This window comes from Mycobacterium venezuelense, assembly GCF_054919535.1.
The window spans coordinates 1-23,747 of record NZ_JBONDW010000028.1 but is presented as its reverse complement, the minus strand read 5'-3'; the positions used below and the strand labels follow the sequence as shown (position 1 = coordinate 23,747).

Below are 23,747 nucleotides of genomic sequence, written 5' to 3'. Positions count from 1 at the left end.
CTAGGGGTAGAGGCCGCGGCGCTGCGCGGCCTGGGCGACACGTCCGACGGCGAGGCAGGTGGCCGCGGTGCGCAGCGGCAGCTTCAGTTGCGCCGCGTGCGCCGAAACTTCGTCCCACGCGGTGAGCATGCGCTCGGCCAGCCGCGACTCGACCTCGTCGGCGCGCCACCAGTAGGCCTGATTCGCCTGCACCCATTCGAAATACGACACGATCACACCACCGGCGTTGGCCAGGATGTCGGGCACGACCAGCTTTCCTGCGTCGTTGAGCACCTGATCGGCCTCGGGTGTGGTCGGGCCGTTCGCGCCCTCCACCACAACCCGCGCCCGGATACGATGCGCGTTGCCGGCATGGATGACGCCTTCGACGGCGGCCGGCACCAGCAGATCGACATCGCTTTCCAACAGATCGGCATTCGACACTTCGACACCACCGGCGAATGCGACCACCGACCCGGTGGCGTCGACATGCTTTTCGAGGGCGACCACATCCAAACCGGTCGCCTGTGCCACGGCACCGTACTGGTCGGACACCGCGACCACGCGCACGCCTTCGTCCTGCAGGAAGCGGGCGGCATGCCGGCCGACCTTGCCGAAGCCCTGAACCGCAGCGGTCGCACCCTCGACGGTGATCCCGCGCGATCGCAGCGCGGCCAACGCCACGTGCACCACGCCACGCGATGTCGCGGTGGCCCGGCCGAGCGAGCCGCCGAGGCTCACGGGCTTACCCGTGGTGACGCCGAGAACGGTGTGCCCCTTCTGCACGGAGTAGGTGTCCATGAGCCAGGCCATGGTGTTCTCGTCGGTACCGACGTCGGGAGCAGGGATGTCGTGAGCGGGCCCGATCAACGGGCTGATCTCGCTGGTGTAGCGGCGGGTCACGCGTTCCAGCTCGGCGGTGCTGTACTGGCGCGGGTCGATGCGCACCCCGCCCTTGGCGCCGCCGTACGGCACGTCGAGCAGTGCGCACTTCCACGTCATCCACATCGCGAGTGCCCGCACCTCGTCGAGCGTGACGTCGGGCGAGTACCGCAGACCGCCCTTGGCGGGGCCGCGGGAGACGTTGTGCTGCACCCGATGTCCGATGAGGAGCTCGATATCGCCGTTGTCCCGGCGCAGCGGGACGCTGACGGTCACCTCGCGACGCGGAGTGGACAAGACCTCGTACACGCCCTCGTCGTAGCCGAGGATCGTCGTCGCTTCACGCAGCTGCGCGCGGGCATCGTCGAGCGGGCTGAGCTCAACCGCGGATTCCACGGCGAGGGTCATGCGATCTCCCGGAAGACTGCGTCGAGAATGTCGAGGCCTTCGTCGAGCAGGTGATCGGGCATGCTCAGCGGCGGCAGGAACCGCAGCACGTTGCCGTACGTACCGCACGTGAGCACGACGAGACCCTGCGCGTGGGCGGCCGCCGCGATGCGCTTGGTCAGGTCGGCGTCGGGGTCGGTGGTGCCCGGCTTGACCAACTCGATGGCGATCATGGCGCCACGGCCCCGGACGTCGGCGATCCGCGGATCGGCAGCGGCCAGCGCGTTGAGCCGGCCCAACATGGTTTCGCCGATCCGCGCGGCGCGGGCCACGAGACCGTCGCGTTCGATGGTGTCGATGACGGCGAGCGCGGCCGCGCAGGCCAGTGGGTTGCCGCCGTAGGTGCCGCCGAGCCCGCCCGCATGCGGGGCGTCCATGATCTCGGCGCGGCCGGTGACTGCCGACAGCGGCAGGCCGCCCGCGATGCCCTTGGCGCTGACGATGAGGTCGGGTACGACGCCGTCGTGCTCGCACGCGAACATCGCTCCGGTACGGGCGAATCCCGTCTGCACCTCGTCGGCCACGAACACCGCGCCGCTCTCGGTGCACCAGTTCTGCAGCGCCTTGAGGAATCCCGGTGCGGGAACGATGAATCCGCCCTCGCCGTGGATCGGCTCGATCACCACAGCCGCGACGTTGTCGGCGCCGACCTGCTTGTCGATGAGGTCGATGGCGCGAGCTGCCGCAGCGGCGCCGTCGATCTCGCCGTCACGCAGCGGGTAGGACGCCGGAACCCGGTACACCTCACCGGCGAACGGTCCGAACCCGTGCTTGTAAGGCTGGTTCTTGGCGGTCATCGCCATCGTGAGGTTGGTGCGGCCGTGGTAGGCGTGATCGAACACCACCACGGCCTGCCTGCGCGTGTGCGCGCGGGCGATCTTGACCGCGTTCTCGACGGCCTCGGCACCGGAGTTGAACAGCACGGTGCGTTTGTCGTGGTCCCCCGGGGTGAGGCGGTTGAGCTGCTCGGCCACTCGCAGGTACCCCCCGTAGGGCGTCACCATGAAACAGGTGTGGGTGAACGCCGCAACCTGCTGTGTGACCGCGTCGACGACGGCGGGGGCGCTGTTGCCGACGGTCGTCACCGCGATTCCGGAACCGAAGTCGATGAGCTGGTTGCCGTCGACGTCGGCCAGCACGCCACCGCCCGCGGCGACGACATAGACCGGCAGGGTGGTGCCGACGCCGCGAGCCACCGCGGATTCCTTGCGCGCCTGCATCTCCTGCGAGAGCGGCCCCGGGATCGCTGTGACGAGCCGACGCTCCTGCGTGAGCGCTTGACCGGCAAGTTCAGTGGTGGTCACCTGTCCTCCTACTGCTGTGCTGTGTTGCCGCTCACGTTAAGGAGTTCGCAGCTGCGACTGCAGTGCACATACGCACAATCGCCGCGATAGATGATGTGCAAAACTGTCACCATGGTGACCGTCGGCAACATCCTGGCCGCCAAGGCGCTCGGATTGCGCGGTGTCCACATCTGCCGCGCCGACGCCGACATCCGGTGGGTCGCGACGAGCGAACTCCCCGACCCCGCGCCTTTTCTCGAAGGCGGTGAGGTGCTGCTCACGACAGGACTCGAGACCGGGGCTTGGCACGACGAGTGGGACGAGTACGTCGGCCGGCTCGCGACGGCCACGGTCGCAGCGATCGGCCTGGGCGTCGGGCTCACCCACGCACGGATGCCCGCCGAACTCGTCGCTGCGTGCCGCAGGCACGGGGTCAACCTGTTCGAGGTGCCGCGGCGCACCACGTTCGTCGCGATCAGTCGCCACGTGGCGCAGCTACTGCAAGAGCAGGAGTCCATCGCGGCCAGGGAAGCATTCAAGACCCAGCGCCGCCTGATCTCAGCAGCGGCCAAGTCCGACCCGGCGGCCGCGGTGGTCACCGCGCTCGCGCAGGCAGTCGGCGGAGCGGCGTGCCTGTTGGCGCCGGACGGACGCGTCGTCACCGGCCCGGTGGGTCCGAGGCGCGCCGACTTTCCCCTCGACGAGGTGGCCGCCGATGTTCGGCGGTTGCAGGCCCACGGCTTGCGGTCGGCCGCCGCCCGGTCACGGCCCGCAATGTCGGTTTCAGTGCAGCCCATCGGGCTACGCGGCAAGCCATCGACCTACCTCGCGACGATCGGTCCCACCCGGCTCTCAGACGGGCAACGCCATGCGGTGACCACGGCGGTCGCGGTTCTGGGGCTCGTCGACGAGCAGCAGCGCAGTCGTGCCGCGACCCGCAGGCATGTGCGTAGCCGGGCGATCGAACTGCTCGCCGGAAATGACTCCAGCACAGCGCGATTGGTGCTGGAACTGGACGCACCGGCGCCGGTTGTCACCGAGCGGATCCGCTTCTTGCGGGCAAGCGGAAGCGAATCCGATCTGCGCGACGCACTGCCCGCTCTTGAGCACCGAGGCGTTCTGGCAGCTTTGTATGCCGACGAACTGTGCGCCGTGGTGGCGCCCGACAAGGCCGAAGCCCTCGGCGCCGGGTTGGCCGAAGTCGGCTTACAGGTCGGAATCGGCGCGGCCGTGCGGTTGCCGGACGGCGATACCGGTTACCGGACAGCTGGACTGGCGCTCGCCCAGACCACCCCGACCGCGGGGATGGTCGTCTGGGATCGCGTCGTCGACGACGGTCCGCTCGGCCTCATCGATCCGGAACGAGCTACCGCGTTCGCCGAATCATGGCTCTCCGGATTGGATTCCGGCCAGCTGGAGACGCTGCGCTGCTTTCTTCGCCACCATGGTTCACGTCTCAAGGTCGCCGAAGAGCTTGGGCTGCACCGCAACACCGTGCGCAACCGGCTCGACGCGATCGAGGCACTGCTGCCGGGAAAGCTCGATGATCCGCAGACCAGGGTCAGCGCGTGGATCGCGCTGCAGTCGCTACACCCCCATTGACGTCAGCCTTTGAAGTAGACGACCTGGTGTGTGGTAGCCAATAGTGCGCCGTTGCTGCCCCACAGCTGCGCTGACTGATCGAAATATCCGCTGGAGAACCGCTGCGCCCGCGCGGTCGCCAGTACGAAGCCCTCGCCCTGCGCCGCAACCTCTTCGGCGTCGGCGTGGAAGTAAATCGTCATCGATATGGTGCCCGCGGGCATGAATTGGCCGCGGCGCAGGAACGCCCGCGGATAGAAGATGTCGCTGACCGCGGTGAGCGACGCGAAATCCATTGGACGGGGCGGGTTGTTGCGCACCCACAGCGTCGTGGTCGAGGATTCGGATGGCGCGCCGTCGACTGGCATCGGGCCGTCCACGAACCGCATGTCGTAGTTGTCGAACCACACCACGCCGAACGGTGATTGCGCTCGCTCGATCTCCTCAGGCGCCGGTGCCTGCGGCGCTGTGATCTCGGTGTCGGCCCACGTATCGCGACGCAGCCCGAACACGGCGGTGGCCGAGGTCTTCGGTTCACCGTCCTGACTCAGTTCGACGATCCAGTGCTGATTCGAGCGGTTGGTCTTGATCGCCCTGGCGTGGATGTCGAAGTCACCATCGGCGATCGGGGCCAGGTAGTTCACGGTGAGTGCCACCGGCTGACCGTGCACGTCGGGCTGGGATTCGATGGCCCGCACCAGGGTGGCAGCGGTGATGCCGCCGAACGGGCCGACCATGTTCGCCCATTCCGGCAGCGTGTGCCCTCGCAAGCGCCCTTCATCAGCGGAATCGAGGTCAAGGGCCTTGTCGAAGTAGTTCACCCGGCCAATGTACTCAGGCGGTGGTCAGGCCGGTTTCGCGGCGGGGGGCGAGTAATTCGGCTTGCCCAGCCCCAGCCCCTGCTGGGCGATCATGTTGCGGAACACCTCAAGCGTCCCACCGTAGATTCCGGTCGGACCGGCAAGCCGGAAGATGTACTCGACGCCGTCCGTCAATGTTCCGGCCGGCCCGAGAATGTCCATGAGATCCGGCGAGACGTCGCGCATGGTTTGGGCGATCGCGACGCGTCCATACATGTGCGGCGTGCTCATCGCCGCTTCCATCCGGGCGACGCCGCGGCCGAGCCGGTACCTCGCGGCCTCATCGTCGGGAGCCTCGGCGGCAACCCGATCCACCGCTTCGGCCATCAACGTGATGTGTTCGGTCATCGTGGCGATCTTCTCCAGGCCCGCGGCGTCACGTTCGAACGTGCCGTGTTCGACGTCGAGCGCACCTCGCAGCACCGCCCACCCCCCGTTGACCGCACCGACGCGGTACCGGTCGGCGATCCGGACGTCGCTGTAATACGTGATGTTGGTGCGGTCACCGTCGACGGTGCGGATGCCCTGGATCTCCACACCCGGCACGTCCAACGGCACGAGGAACATCGTCAGGCTCTTGTGTTTGGCCGCTTCGGGATCGGTGTTGGTCACCAGAAAGACGTACTGGGCGTTGTGCGCGTTGGACGTGAACATCTTGGAGCCGTTGATGATCCAGTCGTCACCGTCCCGGACGGCACGGGTCTTGCAGGTGGCGACGTCCGAGCCACCCTCCGGTTCGGTGTAACCCAGGCACAGCCGCAGCCGGCCGGCCAACACGCCGGGCAGCACCTCGTCGACCAACTCGGCCGAGCCGAATTGCTCCACGGTGTGGGCCACCATCGCGGTGGTACCCCAGTGGAACCACGGCGTGTGCGCCCGGCCGATCTCGAGCTCCCATATACGGCGGCGCACCGGACTGAAACCACCGTCAGCGGCTGACCGGTAGTCCGCGGCGAGGTATCCGGCATCTCCCAGGGCGAGATGTACGGCCTCGTCGAAGTTCTCCCCGGTCTCACGATCGCGCTGAATCACCTCGTCGGTGACGACCGCGGCGAGAAACGCCCGCAGCTCGTCTCGGAACGCCCGATCCTCAGCCGAGAGTTCAACCCTGGAGAAGTCCATGCCCTCACCGTGACACTCTCCACGAGATATGTAAAGCGGAAGGGTGGCGAGGATCCGGCTCGGGAAGCCGTGATACGTTAATGACAATCGTTTTCAGTAAGGATGGTGCGGATGACCGGCCTGGTGAATCCCGGCGAGAATGCACGCTCGACGGCACCCAAGGCGTCCACCGAGCACGTCGCCGATCTCAAACGCGTCGTGCGGGCAACCCTCGACATCCCGCTCGATACCACCGTTCTCGTCCAGCAGCTCGCCTGCAAAGAACCGGGTTGCCCGCCCGTGGAGACCGTCGTCGCGGTCTTATCCGGCCACAGAGCCACGTGGAAAATCCCCGAACCGACTGCCGATCTCACCGCCGCCGAACTTCGGCGCATCATCACCGAGCACCCGGAAGGACACGACCATGCCGACCACAACTGACGAGCGGGTACCCGTCACGGTCATCACCGGATTTCTCGGTGCCGGCAAGACCACCCTGGTCAACCGCATCCTGACCGAGCAGCACGGCAGACGAATCGCGGTGATCGAGAACGAGTTCGGCGAGGTCGGAATCGACGATGCGCTCGTCCTCGACGCCGAGGAAGAGATCTTCGAGATGAACAACGGCTGCATCTGCTGCACGGTGCGTGGCGATCTCATCCGCATCCTCGGCGCGCTGATGCGCCGCCGGGACCGCTTCGACCACATCCTCATCGAGACCACCGGGCTGGCCGATCCGGCGCCGGTCGCCCAGACGTTCTTCGTCGACGACGAAATCCGAAGCCAGCTCAGGCTCGACGCTATCGTCACGATGGTCGACGCCGCGCATGTGCTCGACCACCTCGACGATGTGAAACCCGCCGACGTCGAGAACGAGGCGATCGAGCAGGTGGCGTTCGCGGACCGGATGGTTCTCAACAAAGTCGACCTCGTCAGCGCTGACCATCTCGGGGTCGTGGAAGCCCGGCTACGCAGTATCAACAGCGGCGCCGACATCGTGCACGCCCAGAACGCGAAGGTCGAGCTCGACCGGATCCTCGATGTCGGGGCGTTCGATCTGCAACGGGTGCTCACCGACGACCCCGCGTTCCTGGAGGAGAGCGATCACCAGCACGACCAGACGGTCACCTCGGTGGGCATCCGGCTCGATGGCGACGTCGACGTCGAGAAGCTGAATGCGTGGCTCGGAGAATTGTTGTCCACCAAAGGCGTTGACATCTTCCGCAGCAAGGGCATCCTGGCCTTGGCCGAACAGTCTCGGCAGTACGTCTTCCAGGGCGTGCACATGCTTTTCGACGGCACCGAAGGGCGGCCGTGGCGTGACGGAGAGTCGCGGACCAACCGGCTCGTGTTCATCGGGCGCAACCTGGATCGCGACGAACTCGAGTCCGGTTTCCGGTCTTGCCTGGTAACGCAGTGAGCCCGTCGGTGCTGGCCGGTGACACCTGGCGCGTGGGTGTCGACGACGCGGTCGCGGCGCTTGCCGCATCGCCGCACGGCCGGATTGCCGTCGCGGGCGCGGAAGGGTCCGTGACGATTCTCGCGGCCGACGGGGTCATCGAGTCCAGGCGCGAAGTGTCGCTCGGCTGCCTGACCGTGGCCTGGTCACCGGCCGGGGACCGCGTCGCTGTCGGATCGGTTCACGGGGTGGACGTGCTCGACGCGTCCGGTGCCGTCATCGGCGGGCGCCACGGCGGCTGGTGCGCGTCGGTCGCATGGAGCTTCGACGGGTCGAGACTGGCCGCCGGGGTCGGGCGGAGCACCGTCGTGCTCGACTCCAGCGGCACCGAACTGTTCAGCGCCCAACAGTCGAGCACGGTTACCGGTGTCGCGTGGGTCAACCGGCGGGTGGCCAGTGCGGCCTACGGCGGCGTTCATATCCATCCGGTCACCCGCGGCTCCGCGCCGGACGTGTTGCCGTTCACCGGTTCACTGCTGACCCTCGCCGTGAGCCCGGACCGCAAGTGGGCGGCGAGTGGCAATCAGGATGCGACCCTGCATGTTTGGCGGATCGGACGTCGCGGCGACGAACTCTCGATGTCCGGGTACCCGACCAAGATCACCGCGCTGGCCTACTCACCCGACTCGGCGCTGCTGGCGTCCGGCGGCGGCGCGGATGTGACTGTCTGGGACTTCACCGGACGCGGTCCACGTGGCAGCACACCGCGCATTCTGCGTGGTCACGATGCCGTGGTCACAGCGATCGCGTGGTCGGCCGACGGTGACCTGCTCGCCGCAGCGTCCGAGGACGGCCGGGCAGCGGTGTGGTCGCCACGCGCCGCGATTCCCGGTCACCCGCTGGCACCACTGGATTCACTGAACCGGGAATCGCCCGCAACGGCCGTCGGGTGGGACGCCACCGGCCGGCTGCTCGCCGGTTGGGCCGATGCCACCGTCGCGGCGCATGTGGTCGACCGGAGCTGACATGCCTTCCTCGACCGTAGGTTTCGCGGCTGTCGTCTGTAACCGTTGCGGCTCAGCGGAGTTCGTGCTCGACGAGTTACGAACGGCAGTCCGGCGCGCGCCGCACGGCATGTTGATCTCCTCCGGTTGCCTGCTCGATCAACTCCGCTGTGTGGGTCGCACCGACGGCGTGATGGTGTTGGTGCAACCGTGCGCAATTGATCGCACGCCGACAGGCCCAGCGGTGATGTTCGGGCCGATCGGCGATGCCGAGTCGGCCGTTCTCCTGCGCGACTGGCTCGACGAGGGGCACTGGGCCGCGCCGCTACCGGCCCCCGTGGCTCGCCACCGACAGCAGCGGTGAGTTTTGAGCCCCGAGGCCGACGCTATGGTCGATGCCCGGCCGAGGAATCGACCATTGCGTCGATCTGGACGGCCGGTTATCCCACCGGGATGGCTGCGGTGTCCTCGTCGTCGTCGCGCTGCAGCCGCTGCGGCTTGCGGAAATGGTTGTCGCCACGCGGGTAGACGACCTGCGGCCACCAGAACCACCGACCCAGCAACGTCGCGATCGACGGCATGAGCAATGACCGCACGATGAGCGTGTCCAGAAGCAGACCGATCGCGATCGTCGAGCCCATCTGGGCGAGCACGACGAGATCGCTGCCGAGCATCGCGGCCATGGTCGCCGCGAACACCAGACCCGCGGAGGTCACCACGCCGCCGGTGCCACCCATCGAGCGGATGATGCCGGTCTTGAGCCCGGCGTGAATCTCCTCTTTGAACCGGGACACCAACAACAGGTTGTAGTCCGACCCGACAGCCAACAGGATGATCACCGACATCAACATGACCAGCCAGTGCACGTGGATACCGAGCAGGTCCTGCCACAGCAGCACCGAGATGCCGAAGGATGCCGCGATCGAACTGGCCGCGGTTCCAACGATGACGAGGGCTGCCACGGCGCTGCGGGTGAGGATCAGCATGATCATGAAGATGAGCGTCAACGCCGACACCACCGCGATCATCAGGTCGTAACGAGCGCCGTCGCTCATGTCCTTGTACGTCGCCGCGACGCCGCCGAGATAGATCTTCGCGTCCGACAGCGAGGACATCTTCAGGCCCTCCTGCGCGGCGGTGCGCTCGGCGTTGACCCGCGCGATGCCGTCGGGCGTCGCCGGATCGGTCTGGTGGGTGATGAACATGCGCGCGGACTTGCCGTCGGGCGACAGGAACATCTTCAGACCGCGTTCGAAGTCCGGGTTCTGAAAAGCCTCCGGCGGCAGGTAGAACAGGTCGTCGTTCTTCGCGTCATCGAAGCTCTGGCCCATCGCCAGCGCGGTGTCGTTCATCGCCTGCATCTGGTCGAGCAGCGCCTTCTGCGAGTTGTACGACGCCAGCGACAGGTCCCTGCTGGTCTTCATCGACGCGATCGTCTGAGGAAGCAGTGCAGTCAGTTTCGGCGCGAGGTCCGCCAGTTGATCGGTATTGACCTGTACCGATCCGGTGATGTCGGTCAGCTCATCGATTCCGTCGAGGGCATCGAACACCGACCTTGCCGCCGAACACATGGGGATGTCGAAGCAGTGCGGTTCCCAGTAGAAGTAGTTGCGCAGGGGGCGGAACTGGTCATCGAAGTTCGCGATGTTGTCACGCATCTTCTTGGTGACCTCGAGTAGCTCCTGCGACTTGGTCGCCGAGTCCTGCGTGAGCTGGGTCTGTTGGAGCGACAGTTGGTACTGCTGCTCCAAGATGCCGATCGAAACGTTCATCGCATCGACCATCCTGAGCTGATTGGCCAGCTGTTCGCGTTGGAACGGCAGATTCAGATTGTTCGTCTGGCCCTGGATGCTGGTTTGGAACGGAATCGAGCTGTGCTGGATCGGAATACCGAGCGGCCGGGTGATGCTCTGCACCATCGCGATGCCCTCGGTGTGCAGGATGTTCTTGGCCACCCGGTCGAGCACCAGCATGTCGGCTGGGTTGCGCATGTCATGCTCGGATTCGACCATCAAGATGTCCGGATTCATGCGCGCCTGCGTGAAATGCCGGTCCGCTGCGGCGAATCCGACGTTCACCGGCGCATCCGTCGGCAGGTACCAGCGATCGTTGTACGCGGGCTTGTAGCCGGGGACGGCCACCACACCGATCAGCACGACGAACGCGCTGGCAACGAGGATGGGCGCAGGCCACCGGACGACCGCGGTGCCGACCTTGTACCAGAACCGGCCCTTGGCAGCCCGTTTCGCCTCATATAAGCCGACCTTGCTGCCCAGGAACAGAACCGCGGGTCCCATGGTGACCGCGGACGCGATGACGACGAGCATGCCGATCGCGACCGGTGCGCCCATGGTGCTGAAGTACGGCAGCCGGGCGAAACTCAGGCAGTAGGTCGCGCCCGCGATGGTCAGGCCCGATCCGATGATGACGGGCGCCACCGAGCGGAAGGTGGTGTAGTAGGCGGTTTCCCGGTCCTCCCCCGCACTGCGCGCCTCGCGGTAGCGACCGAACAGGAAGATGCCGTAGTCGGTGGCGGCCGCGATCGCGAGCATCGTCAGGATGTTGCCCGCGAACGTGGTCAGCCCGAACACGTCGTGGGTCGCCAACACTGAGATGAGGCCGCGCGACGCAAGCAAACCCACGCCCGTCAACACCAGCTGGATCAATGTGGTGACGATCGACCGGTAGACGATCAGAAGCATGATCGCGATGGCCACCAGGGTGAACAGTGTGATCTTGCCGAGGCTGGCGTTGCCGATGACATGCATGTCGTCGGTCAGCGCCGCCGGTCCGGCGACGTAGGCCCGAACACCTGGCGGAGCCGGGGTGTCCTCGATGACCTCGCGGACCTTCTGCACACCCTCGTTGGCCAACGTCTGCCCCTGCTGCCCGGCCAGATTCAGCATCACGTAAGACGCCTTGCCGTCCGCGCTCTGCGCGCCGGCCGCCGTCAGCGTGTCACCCCAGAAGTCCTGGATGTGCTGGATGTGCTCGGGATCCTCGCGCAGTTTGCGGATGATCTCGTCGTAGTACTTGTGCGCATCGGGCCCCAGCGCGTCCTGACCCTCGACGACGACCATGACAGTGCTGTTGGAGTCGAACTCGTGGAAGTTCTCGCCCATCCGGTGCATGGCGATCATCGACGGCGCGTCTTCGGGCGCCATCGGCGCGGAGTGCTCCTCACCGACGATCTCGAGCTGTGGGGCGATCACGTTGACCACGACGGCGAACGCGATCCAGAAGATGATGACGGGGATGGCCAGGATGCGCAGAGCGTGCGCGACGATCGGCCGTTCCTGTTGCGCGTGTGCGGGTTTCGTCATGCGGACTTCACCAGGCAGTACGTCTGGGCATTGACACCATCGGCTGATTTCTCCTCGCGGACGATACCGTTCACCGTGACGCGGCAGCCGATCTGATCACTGTCGCTCTGCGCCATCAGGTTTGCGCTCACCGTGGGCAGCGTCGTCGACAATGTGATCGACCAGGGCAGGCTCGCGGTGACCAGATGCACTTTGGCATCGGGGTCGAAATAACTGATCTGGGCGCTGGTACCCGGCGGACCGTAGACGTCGTATACGAGCACCTTCGGGTTGAACTGCACGATCTCGATGCTGGCACCCGCGTTCGCGTTGAGGTCCTCGGATCCGAACATCTTGTGCAATCGAGAAACCACGAGGCCCGAGATCGCCAACACGACGATGAGAACCACCGGAATCCACGCTCGCTTGATTACGCGCGACCGCAGACTAGTGCTCACCCGACACCTCCCGACCACCCGAACACGTTCAAGCAACCGTCTCTTCGAGTGGGATCGCGACGGGCTCGGCGAATTAGTTCGTATACCTATGTACAGCGTTGAGGAACTTTACACACGCCCACAACATGCCGCAGCCCGGGCCTATTTCCTGTGAAATAGCTGGAAGAACGCTGTATCCACCATATGGGGGGCCGGCGCCGCGCCGCTGGAGTTGCCGGACTCACACCCCGTCGCAGTGGATTTCGGCTACCTAGATGAACTAGACTCATGCATAGATTTTCTATATATATTCGGAGGTCGCGCCATGGACACGGAGTGCGAGCCACAAACGGCCGAGCCACGCGGGGCGACCGATTTCGTCGAGGCGATACTGCCGTGTATCGATCAGATCGAGCGCGGGGCGCGCCGGCTCACGCCCAACAGATACGACGCTGAAGACCTCGTTCAGGAAACACTGCTCAAGGCCTACAGCGGGTTTCACACCTTCCGGCAGGGCACGAACGTGCGCGCGTGGCTGTTCCGCATCATGTACAACACCTGGGTATCGAAATACCGTGCTCGTCAACGTGGCCCCAGTGAGCAACTGTGCGAGGACTTCACTGACAGTCAACTCACCGCTGAGTCACGCCACACCTCAGCGGGCCTACGCTCGGCGGAGGTCGAGGCGTTGGAGGCCCTTCGAGACGACGAGATCGCCGACGCCCTCGCTGCAATACCCGCGGTGAACCGGATGGTGGTGTACTACGCGGACGTCGAGGGTTACCAGTACCGCGAAATCGCTTCGCTGATGGGCACTCCCGTCGGCACGGTGATGTCGCGGCTCAACCGCGGCCGCCGCCGGCTGCGCGAACTACTGACCGATGTCGCGAGCGAGCGAGGTATGACGAGGCATTCTGCAGCCTGCTGAGCCGACAGCACCACTGAGGATGCGATCACGCTGCACTACTGCGGCTTTCACGTCGGCCGACATAACCCCGCGCCACCGCGGTTTCGACGAGCGACTCGCGCAGGTTGCGGCGCCCCCGATGAAGCCGGGACATCACGGTTCCCACTGGGACGCCCAGGATCTGGGCAATCTCCTTATATTGGAAACCGGCGATGTCGGCGTAATACAGCACGATTCGCTGAAAATCCGGCAGCAGCTGCACCGCGCGCCGAACCTCGTCGTCGCCCATGATCTCCAAAGCGGCGAGCTCTGCCGAGGCCAGTTCCACCGAGGACCGCCGGGCGACCGCTGCGAGTTGGGCGTCCGTAATCGCCTCGGCGAACACCTCTTCTGGTCGTCGTTGCGTCGTGCGATACGCATTGATCCAGGTGTTGGTCAGGATCCGGAACAGCCACGCACGAACGTTGGTGCCGTCGCGGTATGTGTGAAAACTGGCGTAGGCCTTGACCATCGTCTCCTGAACGAGGTCTTCGGCGTCGATCTGGTTCCTCGTGTACCGACGTGCCGCACCGTACAGCTGGTCCAGCAGCGGCAGTGCGTCACGGACGAATCGCTCGTGTCGATCGTCGTCCACGGCCTCGGTCGCCTCAACGATGGTTGGCATGACCCCGCTCCCTGCCACTGGTAGTAAATCCGTACTGGAGGGCCCAATGATCGAAAACTAATCCGCTCGCCGAGCCCGCCCAACGGGGTTAACCTCCAGACTTCGGAAGGTTTCCCGCACAATCGCCAGCATCACACCTCAAGTGGACTTCAGGTCAAGCGCTCCGTCGGCGTCGCGCGCATCGCGCTCCGTTAGGCAGGTGAGAATCGGCTGCCGACCTTATGGTCATCAACTATGAATCGCCTCGATCGCTTCTTCGAAATCTCGGCGCGTGGGTCGACGTTCGCTGCCGAGATCCGCGGTGGTCTTGTCACGTTCATCGCGATGGCCTACATCATCGTGCTGAATCCGGTCATCCTGTCCAGCGCACCCGACGTCGATGGCAACAGGCTCGAGTTCGCCCAGGTGTCGGCGACCACGTCCCTTGCCGCCGGTGTCATGACGATCCTGTTCGGTGTGTTCGCGCGGTTGCCGTTCGCGTTCGCCGCCGGTCTCGGCATCAACTCTTTTCTCGCGACCACCGTGGTGGGGTCGGTCACCTGGCCCGAGGCGATGGGGCTGGTCGTCATCAACGGTTTGATCATCGTGCTGCTCGCGGTGACCGGCCTGCGCCGACTGGTGTTCGACGCTGTGCCTATGCAGCTCAAGCTCGCGATCACCGCAGGTATCGGTCTGTTCATCCTTTTCATCGGTCTCGTCGACGCAGGCTTCGTCGGTTCCACCGGCCTGCCGTCGCCCCCGGTCGGCCTCGGTACCGGCGGCGTCGGCTCGATCAACACGGTGCCGACGGTCGTGTTCGTGTTCACGCTTCTGGTGACCGGCATCCTCGTCGCGCGCCGGGTGCGGGGCGGCATCCTCATCGGACTTGTCGCGGGCACCCTCGTCGCGGTCATCATCGAGGCGATCTGGCACCTCGGTTCGGCCGTCGACAAACCCGGCGGCTGGGGCCTTTCGGTGCCGTCGCTGTCCGGCTCGCCGTTCGCACTGCCCGATTTGTCGCTGGTCGGCGAGTTCAGCATGGGCAGCTTCAGCCGCATCGGCGCACTCGCCGCGATCATGTTGGTGTTCACTCTCGTGTTCGCGAACTTCTTCGACGCCATGGGCACGATGACCGGACTGTCCCGAGAGGCCGGGCTTGCCGACCCGCAGGGGACTTTCCCGCGCCTGCGGTCGGCGCTGATCGTCGAGGGCACGGGTGCCGTTGTCGGCGGCGCATCCTCCGCGTCGTCGAACACGGTTTTCATCGAATCCGGCGCCGGTATCGAGGAGGGCGCGCGAACCGGGTTCGCCAACCTCATCACCGGCGTGCTGTTCCTGGCCGCGATGTTCGTCGCACCGCTCGCGTCGATAGTGCCGACCGAGGTGGCCGCGGCTGCTCTGGTGATCGTCGGCGCGATGATGGTCAGCCACCTCCGTCACATCGACATCTCCGAGTTCTCCGTCGCGCTGCCCGTGGTGCTCACGGTCGCGACGATGGCCTTCAGCTACTCGATCGCCAATGGCATCGGCGTCGGGTTCGTGGCGTGGGCCGTGCTGCGGTCGGCCGCGGGTAAGGCACGCGAGGTCAGCCCGCTGCTGTGGGTGGTCGCGGCCGGGTTCGTACTGTATTTCGCACGCGGCTGGATTGAGTCGCTCATCGGCATGTGAAGGCCGGTAGCCTTCACAGACATGAGGAAGATGCCGACGCGCGAAGAGAGAAAACACCCGTGAGCGCTGGTCTGTTCGGCCTTCTCGACGACGTCGCGGCGCTCGCGCGACTTGCGGCCGCCTCGGTCGACGACATCGGCGCGGCAGCTGGCCGGGCCACTGCGAAGGCCGCCGGCGTCGTGATCGACGACACCGCGGTGACGCCGCAGTACGTGCATGGGATCACCGCCGACCGCGAACTACCGATCATCAAGCGGATCGCGATCGGGTCCCTGCGCAACAAGATCGTGTTCATTTTGCCCGCCGCGCTGCTGCTCAGCCAGTTCGCGCCGATGCTCCTGACGCCCATCCTGATGCTCGGGGCGACCTATCTCTGCTACGAGGGCGCCGAGAAGGTGTGGGGCTGGATCACCGGACACGACGCCCATGCCGCGCCCGCCGCCACCGAAGGGCCCGACGCCGAGAAGTTCATGGTCACGGGCGCCATCCGCACCGACTTCATCCTGTCCGCCGAGATCATGGTCATCGCGCTCAACGAAGTGGCCGACCAGCCGTTCCTGCCGCGACTCGTCATTCTCGTGGTGGTCGCGCTCGTCATCACGGCCGCGGTCTACGGCGTCGTCGCGGGAATCGTGAAGATGGACGACATCGGCCTCAGCCTGACGCAGCGCAAGTCACGGTTCGGACAGAAGATCGGCCGCGGCCTCGTCGCAGGCATGCCCAAGCTGCTGTCCGCGCTGTCCATCATCGGCACCATCGCCATGCTCTGGGTTGGCGGCCACATCCTGCTGGTCGGTACCGACACCCTCGGGTGGCACACGCTCTACGGCCTCGTCCACCACGCCGAGGAATGGGTCCACCACGCGGTGCCCGGCGTCGGAGCGGTGCTGGCTTGGCTGACCAACACCGCGGCATCAGCGGTCATCGGGTTGGTCGTCGGTGCCGTCGTGGTGGCGATCATGCACGTGCTGCCGTTCGGCAAGAAGAAAGACAAGCACGAAACTCACGCCTAGCGTGCGTTGTTCGTGATCCACGTCTGAGCGGCGTCCGCGGCCCGCACCAGCGCACCGTACTCGCCGAAGTAGTCGGCCACCGCGCCGATCCAGGGAATCATGCCGAAGTAACGGAAGAGGCGGCGCGGGTGAGGCCGCTTGCCGAGTTCGTCGCCGATCGCGTTCATGATCCCGACGAGCTGCCACAGCTTCTTCGGCAGAGACATCTCCGACCAGTCAGCATCCGGCTCTGGTGTCCGCACCGTGCCGGCCCCGTCGGCGATGTCACGGCCGCACAACACGGACCCGAGAAGCCGCACCTGCGTTTGGTGGTCGGTGATGCCGTATTCGCGCGCGACCGCACACAACACGATGGCCTGGTTGGTGAAGCCGAGCAGATCCTGCAACGGCAGTCGGTTCGCGAGCACACCGAAGACGCCGGGAAATGCGACCACCACGTTGTCCAGCGCCCCCACGCGATGGACCCACCACTTGATGCGGGCGGCGCGATCCTTGCGCTCCCACGACTGGGTGCCGGGGACGTCGGCACAGTCGAGCAGCCCGGCCAGCAGGTTCAACGGCTTGTCCACCAGCGAGGCTTCGGAATCCCGATCGTGGGTGCGTCGGCGCAGCCCGAGCGGATCCGTATCCGACAACACGTCCAGGATCAGGTCGATCACGCCAACGGCGCGTCCCAGCGCGTCGGCGACGTCGGCATCGGACAGGTCTGCTCTCGGCATGAGATCCATGCCGCCATCTTGATGGATGCGCACGGAGCGCGCGGCATAGGCGCGAACTCAGCGGTTCGCCACCAGGTGTTGTTCGAGGCCGGCGATCACGATGCCGAGGTTGAACTCAAAGTCGTCCGCACCGGGCGCACTGCGGCCCGCGACGACGGCACCGAGTAGCGGAAAGTCGCTTTCCGCAAGATCTTTGAGCGCACGCGCCACCTCAGGGGTCTGGTGGCGCAGGCGGGAATCCGCCGCGCCCAGAACGTCATGGGCAGCCGACATGGCGATACCGGACACCAGCGTGAGAATTCGCCCGGAGTCGTCGACGTCGAAGCCGGCGACCGACAGCGCGCGCAGTACCCGCTCTGCGAGCCCGAGGCTCGCAGCACCGCCGATACCGCTGATCCGGAAGTTCGTTCCGGTCGCCCCGTACTTGAGAACGCCGTGGCGGATGGCCTTGCCGTAGGCGCGCAGCACGTCCTGCCAAGGCGTGTCATCGGGCAACTCGATCTCGCGCAATTCGGTGTCGAACAGGTCGGCGACGACGAGTTCGAGCAAGCCGTCGCGATCGCCGACGTAGTAGTGCAGTGCGGTGCGGTCCACGCCGAGCACGTCGGCGACTGCCTGCATCGTCAGATCTTCCGGGGCGATACTCCGCGCCGCCTCGAGGATCTGGTCGCGATCGATCCGGCGTGGGCGTCCCCGGCGCCGACGCGGTGAACCACCGTCGACGCCGCCGGCGCTGTCCACCCTCTCGGTCGTCACTGCAGCAACAGTAGCCGTCGCGACGTTGTGACGTGACCACGCTCTTGACACCGCGTGTTACTTTTCTCACGCCCGTGGAAAAATCCGTCTGCGGCACCCCTCGGTGCCGGCGAAGGGAGTCATTCAGGTGCCAAACGCTGCTCCGTACCGGGTCGTTCAGTGGACCACCGGAAATGTCGGCAAGAGCTCGGTCGCGGCCATCGCGAAGAACCCCACGTTGGAACTCGTGGGCTGTTATGCCTGGTCGGCCGACAAAGCAGGCAAAGATGTCGGTGAGCTGTGCGGCATCGAGCCACTCGGTGTCGCCGCGACCAACAACGTCGACGCCCTGCTCGCACTCAAGCCGGACATCGTGGTCTACAACCCGATGTGGATTGATGTCGACGAGCTCGTCCGGATTCTCGAGGCGGGTGTCAACGTGGTCGCGACCGCGTCGTTCATCACCGGGCACAATCAAGGCGAGGGCCGAGACAAGATCGCCGACGCGTGCGCCAGGGGCGGATCGACGATGTTCGGCTCGGGCATCAGCCCCGGCTACGTCAACCAGCTGTCGGTGGTCGCCGCGGGCATCTGCGACCGCGTGGACAAGATCACCGTCAACGAAGCCGCCGACACCACGTTCTACGACTCCCCCGCGACCGAAAAGCCGGTCGGCTTCGGCCAACCCATCGACCATCCTGACCTTCAGGCCATGACCGCACACGGCACCGGAGTGTTCGGCGAAGCCGTACGGATGGTCGCCGACGCACTCGGCATCGAGTTGGACGACGTGCGGTGCGATGCCGAATACGCCCAGACCACAGAGGATCTCGATCTCGGTTCGTGGACGATACCGGCGGGTTGTGTGGCGGGCGTGTATGCCAGCTGGAAGGGCATCGTCAACGGTCAGACGCGGGTGGAAATCAACGTGCGGTGGCGCAAAGGTCAAGCGCTGGAGCCGGATTGGAAAATCGACCAAGACGGTTGGGTGATCGAGGTCGCCGGGCGTCCGACCGTCACCATGAAGGTCGGCTTCCTTCCTCCACCCGACTTCGAGGCCACTACCCTGGAAGAGTTCATGGTGCTCGGCCACATCATGACCGCCACCCCTCCGCTCAACGCCATCCCGGCAGTGGTGGCAGCGGCACCCGGCATTGTCACCTATAACGACCTTCCGCTGATCCTGCCGCGGGGCGTGGTACCCGCCAGCTAAGCACGACCCAGTCGCAATATCCACTAAACCCGCAGTCGCGCAACACTTTTGGCGAAACTGCAGGGCAGTCTGCTATACTGTTCATCGGGCGTTTTTGGTACGTCCAGTTTGAACAATGAGAGAAGCAAAATATGGCACAGGGAACTGTGAAATGGTTCAACGGCGAGAAGGGCTTCGGCTTCATCGCCCCTGACGGCGGCGCCCCGGATGTCTTCGTTCACTACTCCGAGATCAGCGGAAGCGGTTTCCGGTCACTCGAAGAGAATCAGCGTGTCGAGTTCGAGGTCACGCAGGGAGCCAAGGGCCCCCAGGCAGTGGGAGTTACTGCAATCTGATCGACTTGAGACATCATAATGGGCTGGTGCGCGTACTCGCTGCACCAGCCCATTAGTCGTTTTCAGGCGAGTGTTCCCGCCGGATTGTGCATACGGCCCAGCCATCGGGCAGACTCCGCCTGAGCGACACGCAGCACGCAGTCGGCGGTTTCGAAGAATGGAGTCTGCCGCGCCGAATCGTCCACCGGCATCGCCGCGGCGCAGCGCATTACCAAGCCGCCGAGTAGCTGCGATGTCTTGCAGGGTACGACAAGGAGCTTCACGCACCCGTCCCGGCCGGCAACCGCCATCAAACGGGGCCGCCGCGCTTTGGCCCCGACCGTCCACTTGTTGCCGGTGACAATCGTGTTCAGATCCAGCTGACCCTCAGCGGCCGACCAGTTGATCCGAATATCGACGATCTCGCCCAATCGCCCATGGAGCACGCCGACGAGTTCGGGCAGTTCACTCGCCACCGAATCGGTATGAGGCCACCAAGCGCCGTCGATATCGGCGCCCACCTGCTTGGCGAGTGTGAGCCGGACGGGGCTGGCCACACGTCGCGCCCCGGTCAGGCCGTTCACGATGATCGAGCTGCATCGGGGCGAGGCTGGGACTTGGGGCGATCTGAGAAAACCGGCACTGCCACCGGTTCCACCGAGGTGTCGGCATTCGCGGAATACGTCGGCTCCTCCGAATGCGAAAAAAGGTTGTACGAATCCATGAGACGTTTCCTTGAGAAGTGCGGTCTGGTCCGCCCGTGTAGTTGAGAGCGCGCGACAATAGATTCGCAGGCTGGCCGTTCAACGTTGAAAGCCATGAGCAGGAACGCCATGGTTGACCCAGTCGAGGTGCGCGGCTTCCTACGAATCTACACCCGCTCCACCGCAGGCACATGCCCGCCTCGCTAAAGTGCGGTAGCGAAATCCCAAACCTCAGGCGCCAGAGGAAATTCGCATCATCGGCTCAGCGCGCACGGGGAAGTTCACCGAATTGGCGATGAAGCACATGCGGTGAGCTTCCTCGTGGAGTTCCGTGGCGTCCGACAGCCGGTCCGGGCTCGTGATCGCCACCTCTGGCCGCAGCGTCACCTCAGTGAAACTGCCACTCCCGTCCGAACTTTCGTCCATCGTCCCGGTTGGCCGATCGCTGTATGCGGTCACGACGATGCCGGCCTGAGCGCACAGCGCGAGATACCACAGCATGTGACACTGCGACAGGCTGGCAACGAGAAGTTCCTCCGGATTCCACCGTTCGGCGCTGCCACGAAAGGCGGGATCGGACGTTCCGGGAATCGACGGCTTGCCGGGGACGTCGACACCCCCGATCACGTGATCTCGCGCGAAGTCTCGATACCCACTGGTTCCCGAGCCGGTATTCCCAGTCCAGGTCACCTGCACCTCGTAACGATGACTCTTCGCCATGGTCGCGAAGATACCAACTCAGGCAGCAGACCCCATTGACACATTGGCACAGATTGATAGTCTTTGTGCCACGCGTCGAGCAAGGAGCCTGCCGATGAGCACCGTCGCCGAATCCCACCCAGTCGCGGCCGACGAGGACGATCCGGTGCGGCCACATGTTCTGCGGGATTTCCGCCGACATTCGGGCAGCATCTTGTCGGGCGCATTTGCCGCCTCGGCGTTCGACGAGGTCGCGTTGGTACCGGTGGCGGCAGCCGTCGACCGCAGCGGGCGGTTCGAGAAGAACTTCCTCGACCGCGGCCTGCGCGGAGGGTTCTCCACGCTGTTGGCGATCTGGGGTGATGCCGACGACCGCGCCGCCGAAGGAGAGCGCCTCAAAGTGCTTCACCGCGACGTGCGCGGGAATGGCAAAGGCGATTTTGCCGAGACCCGCTACAGCGCACTCAATCCAGGGCTGTGGAACTGGATAGCGGTCAGTGGGATCTTCATGATTCTGCACTCGTTCACACCCGCCACCGGCATCACCATGACACCTGCTGAGCGCGAAGCGGCGTACCAGCAGCTCATCGAGGCGTTTCGGGCACTGGAACTGCCCGGGGCCTCGGCGAAACTGCCTGCGACCTATGCCGAAGCGTCTCGTTACTACGACGACATGGTGCGGAACCAATTGCAGGCCAACCAGTTTCTCGATCGTGTGACGTCCGGGCTGACACGGCTACCGCTTCCCACGTTGTTGATCCCTGGGCCGGTGCGGGTTGCGCTCACCCCGTTGTGGTTGGCGGTCCGGCCGGGAGCCGGCAGGGTGATCAAGGTCTGCTCGTTCGGAATCATGCATCCCGGGGTTCGCGAGTTGACTGGGTTTCGCTGGCAAGACCGCCACAACCTCGAATTCGCGCTGTACACCCGGATGCTGCAGCTCGCCTGGCGGGTGCTGCCCGACCGGCTGCTGCTCGTGCCGCTCGCCTACAACCGCCTGCAATACGAGAAGCTGGTGCGGCTACACCGCTCGGTAGCGCTCGATTCGTTCGCCCCGCTCGGCTGCCCGGCCGCCAACTGACACACTGGTACGAATGCCGCGAAGCAACGCCAGCCAATCCGAGCAGGAAGACGCCATTCTCAAGGCGGCTGCCGAAGAGGTTGCACTCGTGGGCCTCGCTCGCGCGAGCCTCGACGTGATCGCGAAGCAAGCCGGGGTCAGCCGACGGACTCTGTACCGACGTTTTCCCACCCGCGACACGTTGATCACCGAGCTCGGGCGGCGCACGTTCGACGCCGCGATGAACCGGTTACGCACCGTCGCAATCGATTCCGGCCCGAAGGACGCGGCCGTAGCGGCTTTCTGCGAAGGGGTGAGGTTGCTGACCACCGAACCCGTTATGCGCCGGTTCCTGCGGCTCGACAGTGACTTCACCGCAGTGGCCGGCGCGTACCACGAGGCCGAGGTGTTCCTGCGTAGTGCGTCGGCGGCGATGGCCAAGGCGCTGCGTGCCGCGGGTGCGACCATGCCAGATGCCGACCTGCTCGCGGTGTCAGAAATGCACATCCGACTTGCGAGTTCACTCGCGCAGGTGCCGACACCGGTGCTCGACGTGACCGATGACGACGCGGTTCACACCTACGCCCGTCGGCATCTGGCGGCCCTGGTCTGGTAGTCAGACAACGTCAGATTCAATAGATCTCGCGGTACAACTCCACGATTTCGTCTTTCGTCGGAACACGGGGATTGTTGCCCGGTGAGCCCGATGCCAACGCCTGCTCGGCCATGGTCTCCAGGCGGGACTCCCAGATCTCCCTGTCGATCCCGTAGGACCGCGGAGTGGGCACCTCGACGTCTCTGCACAACTGTTCGAGCTCGGCGACCAGAGCCTCGGCCGCGTGCGCGCTACCGGCAGACTCCGCGACGACGCCCATCGCCTTCGCGCAGTCGGCGTATCGATCGACCGCCGATTCGGTCGAGAACTTCGTCACAGCGGGCAAGAGCATGGCGTTGGAAAGCCCGTGCGCGACATGGAAATGCCCACCGATGGGCCGGCTCATCCCGTGCACGAGGGCGACGCTGGAGTTGGAGAACGCCATCCCCGCCTGCGTAGACGCCAGCATCATGGCCTCGCGCGCCTGCCGGTCGGCGCCGTCCGCGTACGCGCGGCGCAGGTGTCGCGATATGGACCGCATGGCCGCGAGCGCGAGTGCGTCGCTGAACGGACTCGCGCGCTTGCTGACGTAGGCCTCGATGGCGTGGGTCAGCGCGTCGACCCCGGTGTCGGCGGTCAGACGAGCCGGCATCGACATGGTCAGCTCGAAGTCGACGACGATCGCGATCGGCAGGAACGACAGCCCGGGACACAGCATCTTCTCGTCGGTGTCGCCGTCGGTGATGACTGTGAATTGTGTTGCTTCCGAGCCGCTTCCGGCTGTCGTCGGGACGGCGACGATGGGAAGTGCCGGTCCGGTGTAGCTGTTGGGCGCCTTGTAGGACGCGATGCTCCCGCCGTTGGCCGACAAGACCGCCAGCGCCTTGGCGGTGTCCATCGGACTGCCCCCGCCGAATCCGATGATGCCGTCGGCGTTGTGGGCCTTGACGAGGTCCAGACCGCCGGACAACGAAGCCACTGTCGGGTCTGGCACGGTGTCGGAGAAGACGGTGGCCTCGACTTCGGCGGCGCGCAGGGTTTTTACGAGCCGTTCGGCCTGACCGGTTTCGGTCAAGTACTTGTCCGTGACAAGAACCGGCCGCAGGATACCGAGCTGGGCGACGACCGTTCCCAGTTCGTCGATTGCGCCTGCGCCGATCTTGGCGAAGCGTGGGAGTGCGATGTCGGTGACCATGTCGTCAGTC

General features: G+C 65.3%; 24 protein-coding genes. 12 read left to right on the top strand and 12 right to left on the bottom strand.

All coding sequences use genetic code 11. From position 1 onward, the window contains the following. Positions 1–1,269 carry a Glu/Leu/Phe/Val family dehydrogenase gene (locus tag ACRCUN_RS31145; protein WP_462145466.1) on the bottom strand — a complete coding sequence of 423 codons (1,269 nt, stop codon included), beginning with the start codon at positions 1,267–1,269 and terminating at the stop codon, positions 1–3. Next, positions 1,266–2,612, bottom strand: a complete 1,347-nt coding sequence (gene gabT, locus ACRCUN_RS31140; protein WP_462145465.1) for a 4-aminobutyrate--2-oxoglutarate transaminase — start codon at positions 2,610–2,612, stop codon at positions 1,266–1,268. The genes ACRCUN_RS31145 and gabT overlap by 4 nt, the downstream gene beginning before the upstream one ends. A gap of 90 nt (positions 2,613–2,702) precedes the next feature. On the opposite strand from gabT, the gene ACRCUN_RS31135 reads away from it, so the two are divergent. After that, a complete protein-coding gene (locus tag ACRCUN_RS31135) occupies positions 2,703–4,193 on the top strand; it encodes a PucR family transcriptional regulator (RefSeq protein ID WP_462145464.1) in 1,491 nt (496 codons plus the stop codon). A 2-nt stretch (positions 4,194–4,195) separates the two neighbouring features. On the opposite strand, the gene ACRCUN_RS31130 is transcribed toward ACRCUN_RS31135, so the two are convergent. Next, positions 4,196–4,993, bottom strand: a complete 798-nt coding sequence (locus ACRCUN_RS31130) for an acyl-CoA thioesterase (protein ID WP_462145463.1) — start codon at positions 4,991–4,993, stop codon at positions 4,196–4,198. A 24-nt stretch (positions 4,994–5,017) separates the two neighbouring features. Further along, positions 5,018–6,154: an acyl-CoA dehydrogenase family protein gene (locus tag ACRCUN_RS31125; RefSeq protein WP_462145462.1), complete on the bottom strand. Its 1,137-nt coding sequence runs from the start codon at positions 6,152–6,154 to the stop codon at positions 5,018–5,020. Between the two features lie 111 nt (positions 6,155–6,265). Here ACRCUN_RS31125 and ACRCUN_RS31120 point away from each other — a divergent pair, with 111 nt between their 5' ends. From ACRCUN_RS31120 to ACRCUN_RS31105, 4 genes are read left to right on the top strand one after another with little or no spacing between them, the layout of a single operon-like run. Beyond that, positions 6,266–6,574, top strand: coding sequence for a hypothetical protein (locus ACRCUN_RS31120; RefSeq protein ID WP_462145461.1), 309 nt, complete (start codon positions 6,266–6,268; stop codon positions 6,572–6,574). Further along, complete coding sequence (locus tag ACRCUN_RS31115) at positions 6,558–7,553, top strand: CobW family GTP-binding protein (RefSeq protein WP_462145460.1); 996 nt, start codon at positions 6,558–6,560, stop codon at positions 7,551–7,553. Before ACRCUN_RS31120 ends, ACRCUN_RS31115 begins: the two co-directional genes overlap by 17 nt. Further along, complete coding sequence (locus tag ACRCUN_RS31110) at positions 7,550–8,557, top strand: WD40 repeat domain-containing protein (RefSeq protein WP_462145459.1); 1,008 nt, start codon at positions 7,550–7,552, stop codon at positions 8,555–8,557. The genes ACRCUN_RS31115 and ACRCUN_RS31110 overlap by 4 nt, the downstream gene beginning before the upstream one ends. A 1-nt stretch (position 8,558) precedes the next feature. After that, positions 8,559–8,900 carry a hypothetical protein gene (locus ACRCUN_RS31105; protein WP_462145458.1) on the top strand — a complete coding sequence of 114 codons (342 nt, stop codon included), beginning with the start codon at positions 8,559–8,561 and terminating at the stop codon, positions 8,898–8,900. Between the two features lie 76 nt (positions 8,901–8,976). Here the strand turns inward: ACRCUN_RS31105 and ACRCUN_RS31100 are convergent, their stop codons facing one another. Beyond that, positions 8,977–11,859, bottom strand: coding sequence for an MMPL/RND family transporter (locus ACRCUN_RS31100; protein ID WP_462145457.1), 2,883 nt, complete (start codon positions 11,857–11,859; stop codon positions 8,977–8,979). Further along, a complete protein-coding gene (locus tag ACRCUN_RS31095; protein WP_462145456.1) occupies positions 11,856–12,296 on the bottom strand; it encodes an MmpS family transport accessory protein in 441 nt (146 codons plus the stop codon). The genes ACRCUN_RS31100 and ACRCUN_RS31095 overlap by 4 nt, the downstream gene beginning before the upstream one ends. Before the next feature lie 304 nt (positions 12,297–12,600). On the opposite strand from ACRCUN_RS31095, the gene ACRCUN_RS31090 reads away from it, so the two are divergent. After that, a complete protein-coding gene (locus ACRCUN_RS31090) occupies positions 12,601–13,203 on the top strand; it encodes a sigma-70 family RNA polymerase sigma factor (RefSeq protein ID WP_462145455.1) in 603 nt (200 codons plus the stop codon). Between the two features lie 25 nt (positions 13,204–13,228). Here ACRCUN_RS31090 and ACRCUN_RS31085 read toward each other — a convergent pair whose 3' ends face one another. Then, the gene (locus ACRCUN_RS31085; protein WP_462145454.1) at positions 13,229–13,846 is read right to left on the bottom strand and encodes a sigma-70 family RNA polymerase sigma factor; all 618 of its coding nucleotides are present in this window, start codon (positions 13,844–13,846) and stop codon (positions 13,229–13,231) included. 234 nt (positions 13,847–14,080) lie between these two features. Here ACRCUN_RS31085 and ACRCUN_RS31080 point away from each other — a divergent pair, with 234 nt between their 5' ends. Further along, the gene (locus ACRCUN_RS31080; RefSeq protein ID WP_462145453.1) at positions 14,081–15,493 is read left to right on the top strand and encodes an NCS2 family permease; all 1,413 of its coding nucleotides are present in this window, start codon (positions 14,081–14,083) and stop codon (positions 15,491–15,493) included. 59 nt (positions 15,494–15,552) lie between these two features. Then, the gene (locus ACRCUN_RS31075) at positions 15,553–16,506 is read left to right on the top strand and encodes a DUF808 domain-containing protein (protein ID WP_462145452.1); all 954 of its coding nucleotides are present in this window, start codon (positions 15,553–15,555) and stop codon (positions 16,504–16,506) included. Here the strand turns inward: ACRCUN_RS31075 and ACRCUN_RS31070 are convergent. Both ACRCUN_RS31070 and ACRCUN_RS31065 read right to left on the bottom strand, forming a co-directional pair. Beyond that, the gene (locus ACRCUN_RS31070) at positions 16,503–17,234 is read right to left on the bottom strand and encodes a hypothetical protein (protein WP_462145451.1); all 732 of its coding nucleotides are present in this window, start codon (positions 17,232–17,234) and stop codon (positions 16,503–16,505) included. The two genes, ACRCUN_RS31075 and ACRCUN_RS31070, sit on opposite strands and share 4 nt — an antisense overlap. A 48-nt stretch (positions 17,235–17,282) precedes the next feature. Further along, positions 17,283–17,981 carry a TetR/AcrR family transcriptional regulator C-terminal domain-containing protein gene (locus tag ACRCUN_RS31065; RefSeq protein ID WP_462145450.1) on the bottom strand — a complete coding sequence of 233 codons (699 nt, stop codon included), beginning with the start codon at positions 17,979–17,981 and terminating at the stop codon, positions 17,283–17,285. A gap of 127 nt (positions 17,982–18,108) precedes the next feature. Between ACRCUN_RS31065 and ACRCUN_RS31060 the strand changes: the two genes are divergently transcribed. Together ACRCUN_RS31060 and ACRCUN_RS31055 are read left to right on the top strand one after the other, a co-directional pair. Next, entirely contained in the window at positions 18,109–19,173 is a 1,065-nt protein-coding gene (locus ACRCUN_RS31060) for an NAD(P)H-dependent amine dehydrogenase family protein (RefSeq protein ID WP_462145449.1), read from the top strand. Positions 19,174–19,304: 131 nt separating this feature from the next. After that, the gene (locus tag ACRCUN_RS31055; RefSeq protein WP_462145448.1) at positions 19,305–19,508 is read left to right on the top strand and encodes a cold-shock protein; all 204 of its coding nucleotides are present in this window, start codon (positions 19,305–19,307) and stop codon (positions 19,506–19,508) included. 62 nt (positions 19,509–19,570) lie between these two features. Here ACRCUN_RS31055 and ACRCUN_RS31050 read toward each other — a convergent pair whose 3' ends face one another. Next, entirely contained in the window at positions 19,571–20,071 is a 501-nt protein-coding gene (locus ACRCUN_RS31050; RefSeq protein WP_462145447.1) for a DUF5994 family protein, read from the bottom strand. A 351-nt stretch (positions 20,072–20,422) separates the two neighbouring features. Then, complete coding sequence (locus ACRCUN_RS31045) at positions 20,423–20,911, bottom strand: OsmC family protein (protein ID WP_462145446.1); 489 nt, start codon at positions 20,909–20,911, stop codon at positions 20,423–20,425. A 94-nt stretch (positions 20,912–21,005) separates the two neighbouring features. Between ACRCUN_RS31045 and ACRCUN_RS31040 the strand changes: the two genes are divergently transcribed. After that, positions 21,006–21,968 carry an oxygenase MpaB family protein gene (locus ACRCUN_RS31040; RefSeq protein WP_462145445.1) on the top strand — a complete coding sequence of 321 codons (963 nt, stop codon included), beginning with the start codon at positions 21,006–21,008 and terminating at the stop codon, positions 21,966–21,968. 13 nt (positions 21,969–21,981) lie between these two features. Then, positions 21,982–22,563 carry a TetR/AcrR family transcriptional regulator gene (locus tag ACRCUN_RS31035; protein WP_462145444.1) on the top strand — a complete coding sequence of 194 codons (582 nt, stop codon included), beginning with the start codon at positions 21,982–21,984 and terminating at the stop codon, positions 22,561–22,563. Between the two features lie 16 nt (positions 22,564–22,579). Here ACRCUN_RS31035 and ACRCUN_RS31030 read toward each other — a convergent pair whose 3' ends face one another. After that, positions 22,580–23,737 carry an iron-containing alcohol dehydrogenase gene (locus tag ACRCUN_RS31030; protein WP_462145503.1) on the bottom strand — a complete coding sequence of 386 codons (1,158 nt, stop codon included), beginning with the start codon at positions 23,735–23,737 and terminating at the stop codon, positions 22,580–22,582. Between the last annotated feature and the right edge of the window lie 10 nt (positions 23,738–23,747).